Below are 19,495 nucleotides of genomic sequence, written 5' to 3'. Positions count from 1 at the left end.
CTGCCGGCGGCGGTCGCCGCGGGGGGGGGGGGGGCGGGGCCCGGCGGGCCCCCCGGGGGGGGGGGGGGGTTGGGGGGGGGGGCGGGGGGGGGGCCGGGGGGGGGCGCGGGGCCCCCCCCCCCCCCCGCGGCTCAGCTTTGTGGTGCGGGTGTGGGTGTCAGCCGGTGTAGGTGCCGGACTTGACGGCCTTCCAGGCACCGTTCTCGATGGCGTAGACGGTGAGCTGCTTGTTGGTGGCGTCGCCGAACTCGTCGAAGGAGACCTTGCCGGTCACGCCGTCGAAGGAGACGTTCTGGACGGCGGCGGTGATCTTCGCGCGGGCGTCGTCGGGGAGCTTGCCGTCGTTGTCGTCGACGACCTTCTTGACGGCCTCGATGATCGACCAGGCGGAGTCGTAGGAGTAGCCGCCGTAGGCGCCGTACTCCTCCTTGTAGCCGCCGGCCTTGTAGTTGGCGACGAACTCCTTGGCGGAGGCGAGGGTTTCGACGGGTGCGCCGACGGAGGTGGCGAGGTCGCCGGCGGCGGAGGCGCCGGCCAGCTTGATGTAGTCCTCGGCGTAGATGCCGTCGCCGCCGACGACGGGGATCTTGGCTCCGGCGGCCTTGATCTGCTTGCTGAGGGGGCCGGCCTGGGGGTATTCGCCGCCGTAGTAGACGACGTCGGCGCCGGAGTTCTTCACCTGGGTGGCGACGGCGGAGAAGTCCTTGCTGTCCGGGTTGATGTGCTGGGTGCCGGCGATGGTGCCGCCGAGCTTCTTGAACTCCGCGGTGAAGGTGCCTGCGAGGCCGGCGCCGTAGGTCTTCTTGTCGTCGATGACGAAGACCTTCTTCTTCTTGGCGTCGTTGAAGACGTACTGGGCGGCGAACGGGCCCTGGATGGCGTCCGTGGTCGCGGTGCGGAAGTACGACTTGTAGGTGCGCTTCTTGCTGGTCGCCCAGTCGGTGCCCTGGGTGAGCGCCGGGTTGGTGTTGGCCGGGGAGACCTCGACCAGTTTGGCGTCGTCGAAGACCTTCTGCATCGACTCGGCGACGGAGGAGTTCAGCGGGCCGACCACGCCGAGGACGCTCTTGTCGGCGACGAGGGCGGTGGCGTTCTGCTGGCCCGCGGAGGGCTGCGCCTGGTCGTCCTTGGCGACGATCTTGAAGGTGACGCCGGTGACGTACTTCTGCTTGTTGGCCGTCTTGGCGGCGAGGTCGACGGAGTTCTTGATACCGAGGCCCAGCGCGGACAGGTCGCCGGTCAGCGGGGCGTCGACGCCGATGGTGACGACGGTGCCGTCGCCGGAGTCGCTGCCCTTGTCGTCGCTGTCACGCGAGCCGCAGGCGGTGAGGGTGAGAGCTCCCGCGGACAGCGCGGCGGTAATGGCGATGAGCGAACGTTGACGCACGTTCCAGTCCTTTCCCTGGGCGGCCCTCCCCCCTGGAAGAGGCCGAGTCGAGCGCTGCGCCGAAGGGGTATTCCGGTCGCGCGGTGACTGGGCGTGACTCTAAGCGGGTGAAGCTGACGGGGAGGAGGGTCTGACCGATGCTGTGACGCTCTTGTTATGACACGAGGTAATGCAGAGCGGTACTTGGTGGGTGGAAGGGCTGAATTCAGGCCGATTCGCCCTGTCCGCATGCTGAGAACGTGCAGGACGAACCCGGGTGGGTTCAGGCGTCTCAGGCGTTTTGGTGATTACCTGAATCGTTGCTGCAGGCGACTTGAAGGGCCTCTGACAGGTCGTGCGCATAGCGCGTGCCCAGGATGAAACTGTGAACCTGTATTGCGCGCGCATTACGTAGAGTTACGTCTATGAAAGGCAGTCCGGCGTCTCTCGGGACTTTTTCGCATTCCGTTGCGTGCATGGTGATGACGAGCTTGCGGACGGAACCCGCTTTCGTCCGGAACGGAGCCCGCGGGGCCGACGTCAGGGAAAGCCCGGCATACGGCTGGGCCACTCGCGTCACGGTGACCGGCGGGCCGGAGTCCACGCCGAGCAGCACCTCGAAGGCGAAGGTGTGGGGGCGGGTGCCGGGCGGCACGGCGACCTGGCCCAGGTAGGTGACGTCCACCACCTGGGACGGGAACGGCGGTGCGGGCGTTGCCTGTTCGGTGTCGTGCGGCCGGGTCGCGTAAAGGTAGCCGCCGCCCGCGAGGAGCAGGGCTGCGGTCAGGGCGGACAGGGTGGCCCGCCGGTGAGCGGCGTAGAGGCGGGCGGGGCGACGGAGCAGGCGGCCGAGGGGGGCCGGGGCGTGCGCGCCGAGGCGGCCGGGGAGGCCGAGGAAGCCGCGGAGGCCCGGGGCGCGGTGGGGACCGGGGAACTGCCGGGAGGCGGGGGAGTGGTGGGAACCGGAGGGGCCGAGGGCGGCGGGGGCGTCGGCGTGGCCGGCGAGGCGGGCGGCGTCGGTGGGGTCCGGGCCGCCGTGCGGGTCGAAGGCGCCGCTGGGGTCGGGGGCGTCCCACGCGTGCGTGCCCTCGCCGGGCTCCACGGGCCCTACGCCGCTCACTGCCAGGGTCCCTTGCCCGGGCCGCCGGAGCGGTACCAGGCGGCGCAGCCCTCGCCCGCCTCGCGGCCGATCAACTCGTCGGCGGCCTCGGCTCCTTGGCGCTTCTTCGCGGTCCGCGCGGCGTCCACGACGGTCCGCAGGATCTCGTACTGCCCGTTGGACAGCCCCATCGACTGGTAGTCGCCGTAGGTGGTGCCGTCCAGGACCTCGCGCGACCAGTGGGCCACGATGCGGGTGCACAGCTCCTCGGGCGAGGTCGTGGACGTCGGCATGGACGGGGACGGCGACCGAGGCGGCGAGGGGGTGCCGTTCGCGCCGGCGGTCGCGGAGGCTGCGCAGCCGGTCGCCAGCAGGCCGGCGAGTAACGCCGGTCCGAGCAGCCGTGGCGCGGCCCCCGCCCGTGGGGCTCCTCCCGTGGTCATGCCCTGACGCTAGGCCGCCGCGGTGCCGGGGGGCAACGGGTGTGCGCCCGTGCCCCCTGGAGCGCGCCGTCGGCGGGGCCGTCAGCCGGCGGTGCGTGCCTGCGGTCCGTCGCCGGGCCGCACGTCCCGCAGCAGACAGGTGAGCCGGGCGGTGCACACGCGGCGCCCCTCCGGGTCGCTGATGACGATCTCGTAGGTCGCCGTCGCGCGTCCTCGGTGTACGGGCGTGGCGACGCCGGTGACCAGGCCGGAGCGGGCCCCGCGGTGGTGGGTGCAGTTCAGGTCGACACCGACGGCGATCTTGGAGCTGCCGCCGTGCAGCATGGCGCCGACCGAGCCGAGGGTCTCGGCGAGGACCGCGGAGGCGCCGCCGTGCAGCAGTCCGTAGGGCTGGGTGTTGCCCTCGACGGGCATGGTGCCGACGACCCGGTCCGCTGAGGCCTCGACGATGTCCACGCCCATGCGGGTGCCCAGGTGTCCGGCGGAGAACAGGGCCAGGATGTCGATGCCGAGGGCCGCGTACTCGTCGATGACCTCTTGCGGGAACTTCACGTGCTGCTGCTCGCCCATGGGGCCCGGCTCCATTCGTCGATCACAGTCCACCGTGGACACGGTCCAGTGTGGATCACAGTTCAGCGAGGCTGAGCAAACGCTCAGTCGGTAGCCGATTGTTCCAGACGGACGACGACGGACTTGCTGGCCGGGGTGTTGCTGGTGTCGGCGGTCGCGTCCAGCGGGACCAGGACGTTGGTCTCCGGGTAGTACGCGGCGGCGCAGCCGCGCGTGGTCGGGTAGAACACGACCCGGAAGCCGGGCGCCCGTCGCTCCACGCCGTCGCGCCACTCGCTCACCAGATCCACGTAGGACCCGTCGGCGAGCGCGAGGGCGCGCGCGTCCTCGGCGTTGACGAGGACGACCCGGCGGCCGTTCTTTATGCCCCGGTAGCGGTCGTCGAGGCCGTAGATCGTGGTGTTGTACTGGTCGTGCGAGCGCAGTGTCTGCAGGAGCAGGCGGCCCTCGGGCAGCCGCGGGTACTCGACGGGGGCGGCGGTGAAGTTGGCCTTGCCGGTCGCGGTCGGGAAGCGGCGCTCGTCGCGCGGGGCGTGCGGGAGGGTGAACCCTTCCGGGCGGGCCACGCGCGCGTTGAAGTCCTCGAAGCCGGGGATCACGCGCGCGACGCGGTCACGGATCGTCGCGTAGTCCTTCTCGAACTGCTCCCACGGCGTCTTGCTGTCCTCGCCGAGCACGCGGCGGGCGAGGCGGCAGACGATGGCCGGCTCGGACAGCAGGTGCGTGCTCGCGGGTGCGAGGCGGCCGCGCGAGGCGTGCACCATGCCCATGGAGTCCTCGACGGTCACGAACTGCTCCGTGCTTTTCCCGTTCGGGCCGACCTGGAGGTCGCGTTCGGTGCGGCCGAGCGTCGGCAGGATCAGGGCCCGCGCGCCCGTCACGACGTGCGAGCGGTTGAGCTTCGTCGACACGTGCACCGTCAGCCGCGCGCGCCGCATGGCCGCCTCGGTGACGTCGGTGTCCGGGGAGGCGGAGACGAAGTTGCCGCCCATCGCGAAGAACAGCTTCGCCTCGCCGTCGCGCAGCGCGCGGATCGCGCGGACGACGTCGAAGCCGTGCTCGCGCGGGGGCGCGAAGCCGAACTCCTTCTCCAGGGCGTCCAGGAAGGCCGGCGCGGGCCGTTCGAAGATGCCCATGGTGCGGTCGCCCTGCACGTTCGAGTGGCCGCGCACCGGGCACACGCCCGCGCCCGGGCGGCCGATGTTGCCGCGCAGCAGGAGGAAGTTGACGACCTCGCGGATCGTCGGCACGGAGTGCTTGTGCTGGGTGAGGCCCATGGCCCAGCAGACGATGGTGCGCTCGGAGGCGAGCACCATGCGCAGGGTTTCCTCGATCTGCGCGCGCGTGAGGCCGGTCGCGGTGAGCGTCTCCTCCCAGTCGGCGGCGCGGGCCGCCTCGGCGAACTCCTCGAAGCCGTGGGTGTGTGCGCCGATGAACGCCTCGTCGAGCGCGCCGTCCGTCTCCAGGACGAGCTTGTTGAGGAGGCGGAAGAGGGCCTGGTCGCCGCCGATGCGGATCTGCAGGAAGAGGTCGGTGAGCGCGGCGCCCGCGGTGAGGCCCTTGGGCGTCTGCGGGTTCTTGAAGCGCTCCAGGCCGGCCTCGGGCAGCGGGTTGACGCTGATGATCTTCGCGCCGCCCGCCTTGGCCTTCTCCAGCGCGGAGAGCATGCGGGGGTGGTTGGTGCCCGGGTTCTGCCCGGCGACGATGATCAGATCGGCCTGGTAGAGGTCCTCGAGCAGGACGCTGCCCTTGCCGATGCCGATGGTCTCCGAGAGCGCCGAGCCGGACGACTCGTGGCACATGTTGGAGCAGTCCGGCAGGTTGTTGGTGCCGAGTTCGCGGGCGAAGAGCTGGTAGAGGAACGCGGCCTCGTTGCTGGTGCGGCCCGAGGTGTAGAAGACGGCCTCGTCGGGGGAGGCGAGGGCGGCCGTCTCCTCGGCGATGATGTCGAAGGCCCGCTCCCAGGTCACCGGCTCGTAGCGCTCTCCCCCTTCGGGGAGGTACATGGGGTGGGTGAGGCGTCCCTGCTGGCCGAGCCAGTAGCCGCTGCGGCCCGCGAGGTCGGCGACCGGGTGCGCGGCGAAGAACTCGGGGGTGACCCGGCGCAGGGTCGCCTCCTCGGCGACCGCCTTGGCGCCGTTCTCGCAGAACTCCGCGGTGTGCCGGTGCTCGGGTTCGGGCCAGGCGCAGCCCGGGCAGTCGAAGCCGTCCTTCTGGTTGACGCGCAGCAGGGTCAGCGCGGTGCGCTTGACGCCCATCTGCTGCCGGGCGATCCGCAGGGAGTGCCCGACGGCCGGAAGTCCGGCCGCCACGTGTTTCGGTTCGGCGACCTGGGGAGCGTCCTGGACCGGATCGGCCTTGGGCGGCTTCGTTGCCATCGCGCTCTCCTTCGCTCACCTCTGCCACACAACTCCGCGATCCTCGCACGAGGTACCGACACCGTTCACGTGCGGTCCGGCAGGCGAGCGGCGGCGCGGCCTGCGGCGGTCGGCCGGCGGCCGGGGGATCCGGGTGAGCCGAGGCGGCGGGGACCGGGTGTCAGTGGGGCGTGGCAGGATCGGGGGCGTGGCAGAGACAGCAGCGAAGAAGACCGACACCCGCTCCAACGAGAGCCGCCCGCGCCTGATGCTCATGGACGGGCACTCGCTGGCCTATCGCGCGTTCTTCGCGCTGCCCGCGGAGAACTTCACCACCGCGACGGGTCAGCCGACGAACGCGATCTACGGGTTCGCGTCGATGCTGGCCAACACCCTGCGTGACGAGGCGCCCACGCACTTCGCGGTCGCCTTCGACGTGTCCCGCAAGACCTGGCGCTCCGAGGAGTTCACCGAGTACAAGGCGAACCGCTCGAAGACACCTGACGAGTTCAAGGGTCAGGTCGAGCTGATCGGCGAGCTGCTCGACGCGATGCACGTGTCCCGGTTCGCGGTGGACGGCTTCGAGGCGGACGACGTCATCGCCACGCTCGCCACCCAGGCCGAGGCCGAGGGCTTCGAGGTACTGATCGTCACCGGCGACCGCGACTCCTTCCAGCTGGTGTCCGAGCACACCACGGTGCTGTATCCGACGAAGGGCGTCTCGGAGCTGACCCGGTTCACCCCGGAGAAGGTCGTCGAGAAGTACGGACTGACGCCCGCCCAGTACCCCGACTTCGCGGCGCTGCGCGGTGACCCGTCCGACAACCTGCCGGGCATCCCCGGCGTCGGTGAGAAGACGGCCGCGAAGTGGATCAACCAGTTCGGTTCGTTCGCGGAGCTCGTCGAGCGCGTCGAGGAGGTCAAGGGCAAGGCCGGGCAGAACCTGCGCGACCACCTGGAGGCCGTCAAGCTCAACCGCCGTCTCACCGAGATGGTCCGCACCGTCGAGCTGCCCCGGACGGTCGTCGACCTGGAGCGCGCCCCGTACGACCGCACGGCCGTCGCGATGATCCTGGACACCCTGGAGATCAGGAACCCGTCGCTGCGTGAGCGGCTGCTCGCCGTCGACCCGGGCGGTGCGGAGGCCGAGGCGACACCGGTGATCACCGGCGGGGTGGAGATGGACGGCACGGTGCTGGGCACCGGCGAGCTGGCCGGCTGGCTCGCCGAACACGGCACCGGGACTCTGGGCGTGGCCACCGTCGACACCTGGGGGCTGGGCGTCGGCTCGGTCGCCGAGGTCGCGCTCGCCGCGGCCGGGGGAGCCGCCGCGTGGTTCGACCCGGCGGAGCTGGACGAGGCCGACGAGAACGCGTGGGCGGCCTGGATCGCCGCCGAGGACCGTCCCAAGGTCCTGCACAACGCCAAGGGCGCCATGCGTGTCTTCGCCGAGCACGGCTGGTCCGTCGCCGGCGTGTGGATGGACACCGCCCTCGCCGCCTATCTGGTCAAGCCGGGCCGCCGCTCCTTCGACCTGGACGCCCTGTCCCTGGAGTACCTGGGCCGTGAGCTGGCGCCCGCCGCGGCGGCCGACGGCCAGCTCGCCTTCGGCGCGGACGACGGCGCCGAGGCCGAGGCCCTCATGGTGCAGGCCCGCACGATCGTCGACCTCGGCGAGGCGTTCCGCGGCCGTCTCGAGGAGGTCGGCGCGGCCGACCTGCTGCGCGACATGGAGCTGCCGACCTCCGCCCTCCTGGCCCGCCTGGAGAGGCACGGCATCGCCGCGGACCGCGCCCACCTGGAAGCCATGGAGCAGATGTTCGCGGGCGCCGTGCAGCAGGCCGTGAAGGAGGCGCACGCGGCGGCCGGGCACGAGTTCAACCTGGGCTCGCCCAAGCAGCTCCAGGAGGTCCTCTTCGGTGAACTGGGCCTGCCGAAGACGAAGAAGACCAAGACCGGCTACACGACCGACGCCGACGCCCTGGCCTGGCTCGCCGGCCAGACGGACAACGAACTGCCGGTCATCATGCTGCGCCACCGCGAACAGGCGAAGCTCCGGGTCACCGTCGAGGGCCTGATCAAGACGATCGCCGCGGACGGCCGTATCCACACCACGTTCAACCAGACGGTCGCCGCGACCGGCCGCCTGTCGTCCACGGACCCGAACCTGCAGAACATCCCCGTCCGCACCGATGAGGGCCGGGCGATCCGCCGCGGCTTCGTCGTCGGCGAGGGCTTCGAGTCCCTGATGACCGCGGACTACAGTCAGATCGAGCTGCGGGTGATGGCCCACCTGTCGGAGGACGCGGGACTCATCGAGGCGTTCACCTCCGGCGAGGACCTGCACACCACGGCCGCCTCCCAGGTGTTCGGCGTCGAACACGGCGCGGTGGACGCGGAGATGCGGCGCAAGATCAAGGCGATGTCCTACGGCCTGGCGTACGGTCTGTCGGCGTTCGGCCTGTCCCAGCAGCTGAACATCGAAGCGGGCGAGGCCCGCGGCCTGATGGACGCCTACTTCGAGCGCTTCGGCGGTGTGCGGGACTACCTGCGCCGCGCGGTCGACGAGGCGCGGGCGACCGGTTACACGGCGACGCTCTTCGGCCGCCGCCGCTACCTGCCCGACCTCAACAGCGACAACCGGCAGCGCCGTGAGGCGGCCGAGCGCATGGCCCTCAACGCGCCGATCCAGGGCACGGCGGCGGACATCGTCAAGATCGCCATGCTCAAGGTGGACGCGGCCCTGCGCGCGGCGGACCTCAAGTCCCGCATGCTGCTCCAGGTCCACGACGAAATCGTCCTGGAGATCGCCCCCGGCGAGCGTGCCGCGGTCGAGGAACTGGTCCGTCGTGAGATGGCCGCCGCCGTCGACCTGAGGGCCCCGCTGGACGTGTCGGTCGGCGCGGGCGCGGACTGGGAGTCGGCGGCGCACTAGATGCATGGGCCCGCAGGTTGTTCACGCGGGTGATGGGTGGCCGGCCGCCGAGTGCGGTGTGCCGGCCACGAGGGGCCGTGCCGCCCGCCTCCGGTCCCGGCTCGTCGAAAGGGGCCCTGCCGATGACGGCAGGGTCCCTTTCCCGTCGCGGGATCCCCCGTCTCGCGACGAAGAGCGACGCCCGGTGGGGACCTCCACGTCGCCCCGGGGCATCCCTGAAGGGCCCTCACCCGCGTGGCCCCCGAGAACAGGGCACCGCCCACTCCGGCCCGTCAGGATGCCGCCATGGGTATACGCATGCTTCACCGCCGTAAGGCCCCCGCACGCGTTCACGCGGCGGCGACCGCGGACACGCAGGCCGGCCCCGGCGCGGCTCCCCGGACGCGAGCGCGCCCCGCCCTCGCCCTTGCCGCGACCACTCCCCGCGTCCCGGGGACCCCGGTCACGGCCCTGCGCAAGGCCGCCGCACGGCTCCGGCGCTCGGCCCTCACCCGTTTCCTCGCCGCTTTCGTCCCCCGGGACGACAGTCGGCTGCGCCTGTGGGCCGGGGCGGTACGCGACCACCTGGTCGAGGCCCACGACGTCCTGGGCCGGCTGCTGCGACCCCGGACGGCCCGTCGTGTCCCCCTGTTCGTCGTGACGGCGAATTCCCTCACCGGACGCCCGGACGGCTCCGCTGCACGCTGACACCCTCCGGTTCCTCCCGCCCGGCGAACGGGTCCCGCGCGGCCGGTCGGGCCGGACGCCGAAGCCGCACGCCGACCGCGTACAGCAGCAGCCCCAGCACCAGCCCCGAGCCCGCCCCGAAACACACGGTCGGGACGAGTTCCCACGGCTTCGCCTCGCGCGGCCCCCAGTACGCCCACCACCGCATCGCCCGCAGGACCGCCGCGACCAGCGCGCAACCGCCGATCACGGCACCCGCCCACCACCGGTCCCGCACCGACAGCGACACGACGCCCACCGGCTCGCCGGCCGGCGCCCGGCGCAGCGCATACGTCACGAACAGGGCGATCACGACCGCGGCCACGGCCGAACCCCCGTACTGGAGATACCAGTACAGAGGTGAGCCGGCGACGCTCTCGCCGAGGACGGGGAACAGCCGCATGCCCCAGCGGTCGAGGTGCGTGAACGCGTCCCACACCACGTGGGTCAGCGCGCCGAGCGCCGCCGAGACGTACCACCACAGAGCCGTGGACGGCCGTACACGCGCGCGCGGCGCTCCGCAGCGCGTCAGAGCCGCCGTCCGGCCCTGCCGGGTCCGTGGCAGCAGTGCCACCAGCGGTTCGCGCACCAGCAGCCAGAGCCCCACCAGCGCCCAGGCCACGACCACGTCGACCGTGAACACGCCGGGGAGGGAATGCGTGACGTCGCCGAACTCCATGGCCGCGGACACGACGCTCGCCGCGTAGTAGGTCGTGTCGGGAGCGAAGGAACCCGCCACGAGGACGGCCGGGACAAGGGGGCCGCGGCCGGTGCCGTCGGTGCGCACGGCGGGCAGCACGGCCGCCGCGTGACTGAGGGTGAACGGCAACGGGGCTCCCCGGGGCGGACGTTGACGGGCCGGTCGGCCCGGTGATCGACGACGTCCAGTATGCGGGGCGCGATTCCCGGACAACGGCACATGGCCGCCCGGTGAAAACGACGCCCGAACGGGTGCCGGTGCAAAAGAAGTTGTCGTAGGGTCGCCTGGGTCGGCGTGCCCGAAAGCGCGTCGAACAGAAGGACGGAGCAGGGCAAACCGCCCACGAGTGCAACCCTCGGGGCGGGTTGATCGTCACAACGGTGACGACGGCAGTAGCGGCAACGGCTGCGGCAGCGGCAACAGCCGCGACGGCCGCGACGGCAGGTGCAGGCGAAGACGGGCGTACCGCGTCCACGGGAGGGTTTCACTTCATGTCGGCGCATTTCGGCACGAGGCTGCGCAAGGGAGCGGTCAACACGACCGTGGCCGCACTGGCGGTCGCGGCTCTGGCCGCGTCCCAGGCACCGGACGTCACGGCCGACGGCCACGGCAGACAGACCGCCTCCGACACCCCGTCGTCCGCCGACACCGGCACCGGGGACAGCGCCACCGGCAACTCGCCGTACTACACGGACCTGCCGCCGCTGAACAGTCCGAACCCCGCGCCGAGCGAGAGCTCCTCCACCACCCCGGCCGCCACCGGCGCCACGGAGGGGGGCATCCCGGCGACCGTCCTGGACGCCTACAAGAAGGCCGAGGCGGAACTCGCGCAGTCCAAGCCGGGCTGCAACCTGCCCTGGCAGCTTCTCGCCGCGATCGGCAAGGTGGAGTCCGGCCAGGCACGCGGCGGCAACGTCTCCGCCGACGGCACGACCATCTCGCCGATCCTCGGCCCGGTCCTCAACGGCGTCGGCTTCGCGAACATCAGCGACACCGACAACGGCGCCTACGACGGCGACAGCACCTACGACCGCGCCGTGGGCCCCATGCAGTTCATCCCCTCCACCTGGGCCTGGGCCGGCCGCGACGGCAACGCCGACGGCAAGAAGGACCCCAACAACATCTACGACGCCGCGCTCGCCGCCGGCCACTACCTGTGCCGGTACGACTGGGACATGTCCGCCACGTCCGGGATGCGCAGCGCGATCCTCAGCTACAACAACTCGACGGACTACCTCAACACCGTCCTGACGTGGCTGGAGTACTACCGCAAGGGCACGCACGAGATCCCCGACGGCACCGGCACCGTGCCGGCCAACCGCAGCGACGACGACGCCGGCTACACGCCCCCCTCGTCGTCCACCCCCTCGACGCCCAGCACGCCCAGCACGCCCAGCACGCCGTCGAAGCCCGGGAAGCCCAGCGCTCCCGGCACACCGCCGACCCCCAGCACGCCGTCGACGCCCAGTGCGCCGCCCGCGACCCCGACGCCCACCGAGACGGTCGACCACCTCGAGGACGCGGGCACGGCGACTCTCGCCGCCACGGCGGGCGACACGTACACCGACCGCATCAGCACCCGCGCGGAGACGGCGGCCGGCGAGGGCGTCGCACGGGTCAGGGTCCGCTTCACCGTCGTCGGCGACACCGACGCCACCTTCACCGGCGGCGAGAAAGTCTCCACGATCGTCACCGACACCAAGGGCGTCGCCCTCGCCCCCGCCCTGAAGGCGGGCGAGAAGACCGGCGACTTCACCGTCCGCGCCACGGTCCTCGGTCACACGCTCACCGCCCTCGACTACAAGGCCACCGTCACCGCCCGCGCCGCGGACGCCCTCGCCCGCACCGGCAGCGCCGCGCTGACCTGCGCCGCGGGCGGCGAGTTCGCCGACCAGGTCGAGGTCAAGGCCACCTACAAGGGCGCCGTGGCGGACAGGGTCGCGGCCACCGCCACCCTGATCAAGTGGGCCGACGACGCGACCACGAACGACAAGGGCCCCTACTTCAAGGACGCCGCCGGCGACCCCGTCCGCACACTGGACCTCCGGACCGACGCGAACGGCCTGCTGGAGCTGCCCAAGCTGTACGCGGACGACACCGCGGGCACCTACCTGCTCCGCGTCACCACCACGGGCGGAGCGACCCTGACGCTCGAACTCACCGTCACCGCCGCCGCGACCTCGACGCCGAGCCCGGCACCCAGCGAGTCGGAGCCGGCGACCTCCGGTTCGTGACCCCGCTTCCGACGACGACGGCGGCGCCCCTCTTCCGGGAGGGGCGCCGCCGTCGTTGTGCGACGTGTTCTCATCTCGGCCGCCCGTTGCTACCGTGCCCGACCTGACGACCCATCAGTTGCACGGTCGGATCCTGTGGCCGTTCCACCGGGAGGCCCGCATGCGCGCCCTGATCGCCGCCGCGACCGGTCTCGCCGTCGCGCTCGCCCTGGTCCTCACCCTCACCGCGCTGGGCACACCGGCCGGCAGGACCTCGCCGGAACCACTGCTCACGACCGTCCCCGCACACCCCTGACCGCCCCGCCCGCCGGCTCAGCCCGCGAAGGAGGCCGAGATGCGCCGCAAGGCCAGTCTGATCCTGCTCGCCCTCGCCGTGTTCTTCGCGGCGCTCTCCCCGCTGACGCGCTGGTACGCCTTCCCGCGCTTCGCCAAGATCCCCGCGAACGAGTACCAGACGATGGTGCTGGAGGCGAAGAACGCCACCCTCCTCGACTACGACGGCCTGCACGCCCGCACGGTCCCCAAGGTCACCATCGTGCAGACCCTCAAGGGCGACGTGGAGGCCTCCGAGAAGATCGAGAAGACGGCAGGGCGGGACGTCGTCGTCTGGGACGGCCTGTCCTACGTCCAGGGCCCCGACGGCAAGATGGTCTCCAAGATCCCCGAGCGGTACATCTTCGACGCCCACACCCAGGAACCCGTGCACGCCACCGGCGAGATGGTCGACGGCGACCCGGTGCGCCGGAAGGGCATCGAGTTCAAGTGGCCGTTCCTGACGGAGAAACGGGACTACGAGTACTTCGACGCGCAGACCCGCACCACCGCCCCCATCCACTACAAGGGCACCCGGACCTTCCGCGGCCTCGAGGTCTACTACTTCGAGCAGACCGTCCCCTGGACCAAGGTGTCCATGCCCAAGTCGATGCCGGTCAAGGGCATCACCCCGGCGGACATCGCCAAGACCGGCACCACCCGCTGGTACACCACGGTCCGCAAGTTCTGGGTCGAACCGGTCACCGGCGCACCCGTCTACGGCGAGGAGATCCACCGGGAGGAACTGCGCGGCGGCTCCCTGCTCGCCGGCCGCGCGAAGGTCACCGCGTTCGCCGGCCACGTGAAGATGCGCGAGGACTACATCGAACACACCGTGGCCATGGTCAAGTCCAACCGCACCCTGGTCCTGCTCCTGACCAGCTACCTGCCCTGGGGCTTCCTCCTGCTCGGCGTCCTCCTGACGTCCCTCTCCCTCTACCTGGAGGCCCGCTCCCGCCGCCCGGACGAACCCACCGCCACCGATCCAGCCACACCCCAGCCGGTCACCGCCTGAGCCGCGCGTTGGTGTACCGGGTCGGCTCGGCGCCGACCGGATCCTCGGGCCAGGGATGCTTCGGATACCGGCCCCGCAACTCCGCCCGCACCCCCCTGTATCCGTCCCTCCAGAAGGAGGCGAGGTCGGCGGTGACCGCCGCGGGCCGCCCGGCGGGCGACAGCAGATGCACGAGCACCGGCACCCCCGCCACCCGCGGTGACTCCTGGAGCCCGAACATCTCCTGCAACTTCACCGCGAGGACCGGCCGCTCCGGATCGGCATAGTCGACCCGGATCCTGGACCCGCTGGGGACGGCGATCCGCTCCGGCGCCAGCTCGTCCAGCCGGGCCGCCTCGCCGGACGCCCAGGGCAGCAGCCGTCCGAGCGCCTCACCGGCGTCGATCCGCCCGAGATCGCTCCGCCGCCGCGCCCGGCCCAGTTCGGGCTCCAGCCACTCGTCCACACGCGCGTGCAGCGACGCGTCGGAGACGTCGGGCCACGGATCCCCCAGCCGCCACCGCAAAAACGCCAGCCGCTGCCGCAGGACGCCCGCCTCGGGCGACCACCGCAGCAACCCCAGCCCTTCTCTCTCCAGCCCTTCGAGGAGCGCACCGCGTACGAGCGCGGCGTCGGCGTTCCTCAGCGGACGCGCCGCCAGCTCCACGGCCCCCAGCCGCTCCACCCGCCGCGCCACGACATCCCCGTCGGCCCAGTGGACCTCGTCCCGCTCGTCGAGCAGCACGCCGGCCGCGAGCCGGGCGACCTCCTCGTCCACGACCGCCGCGAGCTGCACACGCGCGTGCCCCTTCCCCACCGGCCGGTCGGCCACGGCCACGGCGAGCCAGGACGCACCCCGCAGGCCGGTGCCTTCCCGGACCTCGGCCCGGGTGCCGGAGACCATGAGAAAGGAACCTCCGTCCACCCTGGCGAGCCGCTCGGGAAAGGCGAGGGCGACGACGAGACCGACCAGGGCATCCGAGCCGACACCGGCTCCGGGCCTGCTCCCGGCACTGGGCCTGCTCCCGGCGGCGGACCTGCTGCCGACACCGGGGCTGCCGCCGACGTCGGGCTCCACGCCGGCGTCGGTCCCGCGCTTCGCGGCGGGCCCGGTGGCGGCGGCCCCGGGCTCCGTACCGGCCCTCGGCGACGAACGGACCGTGACACCCGCCTCGGTTCCCCCTCCGCCCCCGGAAGCCGGCCCGGCCGGCGCCGGCCCACCGGCGCCCGGATTCGACGGGGCGGCGGCACGGACGGAGCCGGGGGACAGGTCGGCGGCGACGGCTCGCAGCCGGCGCACCTCCGCCCGCCACCGCGCACCGTAGGCGTCACCTCCGCGCCGGGCCCTGCGCAGCGCGGCGGCCAGATCGTCGCCGTACTCGCGGGGGGCCTCCTCACTCAGCAGCGCGACCACCTCGACGGCCCGCTCCACACCCACCGACGCGGCCCCGTCCAGCAGAGCCCGGCCCAACCGCGGATGCAGTCCCAGCCGGGCCAGCCGCAACCCGCGCCCGGTGGCCCGACCGGCAGAGTCGACCGCACCGATCGCCGTCAGCAAAGACCTCGCCGCCGCCATCGCCCCGGCCGGCGGCGGATCCAGCAACGCCAGCCCGGAGGCATCCGGATCCCCCCAGCAAGCCGCCTGGAGCGCGAAGGCCGTCAGGTCGGCCACTTTGATCTCCGGGGCCGGGAACGACGGCAGACGGGCATCCTCCGCCTCCGCCCAGCACCGGTACACCGCACCCGGCGCCTCCCGCCCGGCCCGCCCCGCCCGCTGCCGGCCCGCCGCCTGCGACGCGCGCACGGTCGCGAGCGCGCTCAGCCCGCGCGCGTGGTCCACCCGCGGCTCCCGCGCCAGCCCCGAGTCGACGACCACCCGCACCCCGGGCACCGTCAGCGAGGACTCCGCCACGGAGGTCGCCAGGACCACCCGGCGCCGCCCGCCGGGCGCCAGCACCGCGTCCTGCACGGCCGCCGACGCCCGCCCGTGCACCTGGAGCACGTCCACGCCGCCCGGCTCACCCAGAAGCCCCGCGACCCGCGCGATCTCCCCGACGCCCGGCAGGAAGCACAGCACGTCCCCCGACCGCTCGGCCAGCGCCCGCCGCACCACCGACGCCACATGCGCCAACAGCGCCGGATCCACCCGGATACCGTGCGGCGGCCGCACGGGACGGGCCGGGGGCGCCCAGACCACGTCGACACCGAAGACGGACCCGTGGGCCTCCACCACCGGCGCGCCGCCCAGCAGCCGCGCCCACCCCGCCGTGTCCGTCGTCGCCGAGGCCGCCACCAGCCGCAGCTCGGGCCGCAACGTCTCGCGAACGTCCCACAGGAACGCGGCCGAGGTGTCCGCGTCGAGATGCCGCTCATGACACTCGTCCAGCACCACCACGTCGACGCCCGTCAGCTCCTGGTCGCGCTGGAGCCGCTGGAGCAGAACCCCCGTCGTGACGACCTCCACCCGTGTGTGCCGCCCGACGACCCGCTCCCCGCGCACGGTGTGGCCCACGCTCTCCCCGGGCCGCTCGCCCAGCAGCCACGCCATCCGCCGGGCCGCCGCCCGCGCCGCGATCCGCCGCGGCTCGGCCACCACCACCCGGCGCGCGGCCCCCTCGCCCAGCAGCCCGGCCAGTGCGAGCGGCACCAGCGTCGTCTTGCCGGTGCCGGGCGGCGCGGCGAGGACGGCGGAGCCGTGCCCGTCCAGGGCGTCGTTCAGAGCGGGCAGGGCGGCCCGCACGGGCAGCGCGTCCAGGGCGTCGTCACGAGGGATCACGCCCCCAGTGTCGTACGCCCCCGCATCCCTTTGTTCCGCACGCTCCCGCACGCGCGCGTGCGGGAGCGTGCGGAACAAAGGGATGCGGAAGGGAAAGCGCTAGTCCCGCTCGCAGACGAAGACGGCCGTCCCCGGGATCAGGTTCCCGCGCAGCGGGGACCAGCCGCCCCACACCGAGGAGTTCCAGGCCGGCCACTCCGGCTCGACCAGGTCCACCAGCCGGAAGCCGCCCGCCACGACGTCGCGGACCCGGTCGCCCAGCGTCCGGTGGTGCTCCACGTACACCGCGCGGCCCTCGTCGTCCTGCTCCACATAAGGAGTGCGGTCGAAGTACGAGGAGGACACCGACAGCCCCTCCGGGCCCGGCTCGTCCGGGAACGCCCAGCGGATCGGGTGGGTCACCGAGAACACGAAACGGCCGCCCGGGCGCAGCACCCGCCGCACCTCCTTCAGGACCAGCACCGGATCGGCGACGAAGGGCAGCGCCCCGTACGCCGAGCAGGCCAGGTCGAAGGAGGCGTCCGCGAAGGGCAGCGCGCCCGCGTCGGCGCACACCAGCGGAAACGATCCACCGATGCGCAGCGCGTGCTGGAGCTGGCGGTGGGAGATGTCCAGGGCCACCGGAAGCGCGCCCTGCGTGGTCAGCCAGCGCGAGCACTGGGCCGCGCCGGCGCCGATCTCCAGGACCGACCTGCCCTTCAGTTCCTCCGGCGGGCCGAGCAGCTCCGCCTCCACCTCGTCCAGACCCTCGGGACCCCACACGAAGCGGTCGTCGCCGAGGAACGTGCCGTGATCGGTCTGGTATTCGTCCGCGTTGCGGTCCCACCAGCCCCGGTTGGCCCGGGAGCTCTCGGCGACGTCGGCATCACGTCGGGTGGCTTCCGGCTCGAAGACCGGCTCGGACGATGCGGGCTCTTGGATGATCGGCTCCCTCGTCGTACTCTTCCGTGCAACCCGCCCGCCGGTGTCACCCCAGGTGTCACCGAAGAGGCTTCCTGCGGCCTGCGTGACCTCAGGAGAAAGGTTGTGTGCCGGGTATGCGGCGATCCGCCCCGGGTGTGCGCCTTCGCGCATTGACCCTGCCCGGCTGCCCCCGTATGCTACAAGTTGCGCTGTGGGCCTGCGCACCTCAGACGTAGCAGGCTGCGCTCGCATCTGTTGTATGTCCCCTCGGTTCTCGAGGTGCCATCACCAGTTCGCTGGTGAGGTGCCTCTTCAGCTGTCCGGCTTCTTCAGGGCGATCACGGGCTTCCGGCGTAGCAGTACCTACGACTCACTGTCCGTACCGGAGCCCTTTCCCACATGACGAGCAGCACCGAGACCACCGCCACCACCCCGCAGGTTGCGGTCAACGACATCGGTGACGAGGAAGCATTCCTCGCCGCTATCGACGAGACGATCAAGTACTTCAACGATGGCGACATCGTCGACGGCGTCATCGTCAAGGTTGACCGGGACGAGGTTCTCCTCGACATCGGTTACAAGACCGAAGGTGTCATCCCGAGCCGCGAGCTCTCGATCAAGCACGACGTCGACCCCAATGAGGTCGTCGCCGTCGGTGACGAGATCGAAGCCCTTGTTCTCCAGAAGGAGGACAAGGAAGGCCGCCTGATCCTCTCGAAGAAGCGCGCCCAGTACGAGCGCGCCTGGGGCACCATCGAGAAGATCAAGGAAGAGGACGGCATCGTCACCGGTACCGTCATCGAGGTCGTCAAGGGTGGTCTCATCCTCGACATCGGCCTCCGTGGCTTCCTGCCGGCCTCCCTTGTCGAGATGCGCCGCGTCCGCGACCTTCAGCCCTACGTGGGCAAGGAGCTCGAGGCGAAGATCATCGAGCTGGACAAGAACCGCAACAACGTGGTCCTGTCCCGCCGCGCCTGGCTGGAGCAGACCCAGTCCGAGGTGCGCCAGACGTTCCTCACGACCCTGCAGAAGGGTCAGGTCCGCTCCGGCGTCGTCTCCTCGATCGTCAACTTCGGTGCCTTCGTGGACCTGGGTGGCGTCGACGGTCTGGTCCACGTCTCGGAGCTCTCCTGGAAGCACATCGACCACCCCTCCGAGGTCGTCGAGGTCGGCCAGGAGGTCACGGTCGAGGTCCTGGACGTCGACATGGACCGCGAGCGCGTCTCCCTGTCGCTGAAGGCGACCCAGGAAGACCCGTGGCAGCAGTTCGCCCGCACCCACCAGATCGGCCAGGTCGTGCCCGGCAAGGTCACGAAGCTGGTTCCGTTCGGTGCGTTCGTCCGCGTGGACGAGGGCATCGAGGGTCTGGTCCACATCTCCGAGCTGGCCGAGCGCCACGTGGAGATCCCGGAGCAGGTCGTCCAGGTCAACGACGAGATCTTCGTCAAGGTCATCGACATCGACCTCGAGCGTCGCCGGATCTCGCTGTCGCTGAAGCAGGCCAACGAGTCCTTCGGTTCCGACCCGGCCTCGGTCGAGTTCGACCCGACGCTCTACGGCATGGCCGCGTCGTACGACGACCAGGGCAACTACATCTACCCCGAGGGCTTCGACCCCGAGACCAACGACTGGCTCGAGGGCTTCGAGTCGCAGCGTGAGGTCTGGGAGAACCAGTACGCCGAGGCGCAGACGCGCTTCGAGCAGCACCAGGCTCAGGTCATCAAGTCCCGCGAGGCGGACGCCGCTGCTGCCGCCGAGGGCGGCGACGCGGCGGGTGCGGCTCCGGCCGCGTCCGGTGGTGGCGGCGGTTCCTACTCCTCCGAAGGTGCCGACACGTCCGGCGCGCTCGCTTCGGACGAGGCGCTCGCCGCTCTGCGCGAGAAGCTGGCCGGTGGCCAGAGCTGAAAGCTAGCCCCTGAGGCCTAGCCCGCTTGACCGAGGGCCCGCACCTTTCGAGGTGCGGGCCCTCGGTGCTGCCCGGCAGCAGAACGCCGTCATGCCACCCAGCCGCCACCCAGCAGCAGGATCGCCGTCCGGCCGCGGACCGGTGGACCGGCGGACCGGCGGCCACCTGGACCCGTGACGCGGGTCGCGCGGCCAA

Annotated in this window: 14 protein-coding genes; 6 read left to right on the top strand and 8 right to left on the bottom strand. The window is 71.9% G+C overall.

Going from position 1 to position 19,495, the window contains the following annotated elements:
- Nucleotides 1-157 precede the first annotated feature (157 nt).
- From ACIPFH_RS33400 to ACIPFH_RS33380, 5 genes are all read right to left on the bottom strand, one after another.
- Nucleotides 158-1,387, bottom strand: coding sequence for a branched-chain amino acid ABC transporter substrate-binding protein (locus ACIPFH_RS33400; RefSeq protein ID WP_401832413.1), 1,230 nt, complete (start codon nt 1,385-1,387; stop codon nt 158-160).
- A gap of 271 nt (nt 1,388-1,658) precedes the next feature.
- Nucleotides 1,659-2,486, bottom strand: a complete 828-nt coding sequence (locus ACIPFH_RS33395; RefSeq protein WP_401832411.1) for a Tat pathway signal sequence domain protein — start codon at nt 2,484-2,486, stop codon at nt 1,659-1,661.
- The gene (locus tag ACIPFH_RS33390; protein WP_401832408.1) at nt 2,483-2,908 is read right to left on the bottom strand and encodes a hypothetical protein; all 426 of its coding nucleotides are present in this window, start codon (nt 2,906-2,908) and stop codon (nt 2,483-2,485) included. Before ACIPFH_RS33390 ends, ACIPFH_RS33395 begins: the two co-directional genes overlap by 4 nt.
- Nucleotides 2,909-2,989: 81 nt before the next feature.
- Complete coding sequence (locus ACIPFH_RS33385) at nt 2,990-3,478, bottom strand: hotdog fold thioesterase (protein ID WP_401832405.1); 489 nt, start codon at nt 3,476-3,478, stop codon at nt 2,990-2,992.
- 83 nt (nt 3,479-3,561) lie between these two features.
- The gene (locus tag ACIPFH_RS33380) at nt 3,562-5,856 is read right to left on the bottom strand and encodes an FdhF/YdeP family oxidoreductase (protein WP_401832403.1); all 2,295 of its coding nucleotides are present in this window, start codon (nt 5,854-5,856) and stop codon (nt 3,562-3,564) included.
- Between the two features lie 187 nt (nt 5,857-6,043).
- Here ACIPFH_RS33380 and polA point away from each other — a divergent pair, with 187 nt between their 5' ends.
- Both polA and ACIPFH_RS33370 read left to right on the top strand, forming a co-directional pair.
- Complete coding sequence (gene polA / locus ACIPFH_RS33375) at nt 6,044-8,770, top strand: DNA polymerase I (protein ID WP_401832401.1); 2,727 nt, start codon at nt 6,044-6,046, stop codon at nt 8,768-8,770.
- A 285-nt stretch (nt 8,771-9,055) separates the two neighbouring features.
- Complete coding sequence (locus tag ACIPFH_RS33370) at nt 9,056-9,457, top strand: hypothetical protein (protein WP_401832399.1); 402 nt, start codon at nt 9,056-9,058, stop codon at nt 9,455-9,457.
- Here the strand turns inward: ACIPFH_RS33370 and ACIPFH_RS33365 are convergent.
- Nucleotides 9,423-10,304: a DUF4184 family protein gene (locus ACIPFH_RS33365; RefSeq protein ID WP_401832397.1), complete on the bottom strand. Its 882-nt coding sequence runs from the start codon at nt 10,302-10,304 to the stop codon at nt 9,423-9,425. The genes ACIPFH_RS33370 and ACIPFH_RS33365 overlap by 35 nt on opposite strands.
- A 362-nt stretch (nt 10,305-10,666) precedes the next feature.
- On the opposite strand from ACIPFH_RS33365, the gene ACIPFH_RS33360 reads away from it, so the two are divergent.
- The 3 genes from ACIPFH_RS33360 to ACIPFH_RS33350 all read left to right on the top strand — a co-directional run bounded on the left by ACIPFH_RS33360 (nt 10,667) and on the right by ACIPFH_RS33350 (nt 13,736).
- The gene (locus ACIPFH_RS33360) at nt 10,667-12,409 is read left to right on the top strand and encodes a lytic transglycosylase domain-containing protein (protein ID WP_401832394.1); all 1,743 of its coding nucleotides are present in this window, start codon (nt 10,667-10,669) and stop codon (nt 12,407-12,409) included.
- Between the two features lie 160 nt (nt 12,410-12,569).
- A complete protein-coding gene (locus ACIPFH_RS33355; RefSeq protein ID WP_401832652.1) occupies nt 12,570-12,704 on the top strand; it encodes an SPW_0924 family protein in 135 nt (44 codons plus the stop codon).
- Nucleotides 12,705-12,743: 39 nt separating this feature from the next.
- Entirely contained in the window at nt 12,744-13,736 is a 993-nt protein-coding gene (locus ACIPFH_RS33350) for a DUF3068 domain-containing protein (RefSeq protein WP_401832393.1), read from the top strand.
- Here ACIPFH_RS33350 and ACIPFH_RS33345 read toward each other — a convergent pair.
- Complete coding sequence (locus ACIPFH_RS33345) at nt 13,726-16,488, bottom strand: ATP-dependent RNA helicase (protein ID WP_401832650.1); 2,763 nt, start codon at nt 16,486-16,488, stop codon at nt 13,726-13,728. The genes ACIPFH_RS33350 and ACIPFH_RS33345 overlap by 11 nt on opposite strands.
- Nucleotides 16,489-16,590: 102 nt before the next feature.
- Nucleotides 16,591-17,565, bottom strand: a complete 975-nt coding sequence (locus ACIPFH_RS33340; protein ID WP_401832391.1) for a class I SAM-dependent methyltransferase — start codon at nt 17,563-17,565, stop codon at nt 16,591-16,593.
- A 228-nt stretch (nt 17,566-17,793) separates the two neighbouring features.
- Here ACIPFH_RS33340 and rpsA point away from each other — a divergent pair, with 228 nt between their 5' ends.
- Nucleotides 17,794-19,299 (top strand): 30S ribosomal protein S1, encoded by a 1,506-nt coding sequence (rpsA, locus tag ACIPFH_RS33335; RefSeq protein ID WP_401832390.1) that lies wholly within the window; start codon nt 17,794-17,796, stop codon nt 19,297-19,299.
- The last annotated feature ends 196 nt before the right edge of the window (nt 19,300-19,495 follow it).

Origin of the sequence: Streptomyces sp. NPDC088157 (assembly GCF_044741545.1) — a bacterium.
Lineage (GTDB): Bacteria > Actinomycetota > Actinomycetes > Streptomycetales > Streptomycetaceae > Streptomyces.
Note: the sequence above shows the minus strand (reverse complement) of the source record. Positions and strands in the feature narration are given on the sequence as shown.

What these genes read in the sequence shown, in the direction of transcription:
- ACIPFH_RS33390 (WP_401832408.1), bottom strand. Translation starts at nt 2,908, where the DNA reads ATGACCACGGGAGGAGCCCCACGGGCGGGGGCCGCGCCACGGCTGCTC.
- ACIPFH_RS33360 (WP_401832394.1), top strand. Translation starts at nt 10,667, where the DNA reads ATGTCGGCGCATTTCGGCACGAGGCTGCGCAAGGGAGCGGTCAACACG.
- ACIPFH_RS33380 (WP_401832403.1), bottom strand. Translation starts at nt 5,856, where the DNA reads ATGGCAACGAAGCCGCCCAAGGCCGATCCGGTCCAGGACGCTCCCCAG.
- ACIPFH_RS33350 (WP_401832393.1), top strand. Translation starts at nt 12,744, where the DNA reads ATGCGCCGCAAGGCCAGTCTGATCCTGCTCGCCCTCGCCGTGTTCTTC.
- rpsA (WP_401832390.1), top strand. Translation starts at nt 17,794, where the DNA reads ATGACGAGCAGCACCGAGACCACCGCCACCACCCCGCAGGTTGCGGTC.
- ACIPFH_RS33340 (WP_401832391.1), bottom strand. Translation starts at nt 17,565, where the DNA reads ATGCGCGAAGGCGCACACCCGGGGCGGATCGCCGCATACCCGGCACAC.
- ACIPFH_RS33370 (WP_401832399.1), top strand. Translation starts at nt 9,056, where the DNA reads ATGGGTATACGCATGCTTCACCGCCGTAAGGCCCCCGCACGCGTTCAC.
- ACIPFH_RS33385 (WP_401832405.1), bottom strand. Translation starts at nt 3,478, where the DNA reads ATGGGCGAGCAGCAGCACGTGAAGTTCCCGCAAGAGGTCATCGACGAG.
- ACIPFH_RS33355 (WP_401832652.1), top strand. Translation starts at nt 12,570, where the DNA reads ATGCGCGCCCTGATCGCCGCCGCGACCGGTCTCGCCGTCGCGCTCGCC.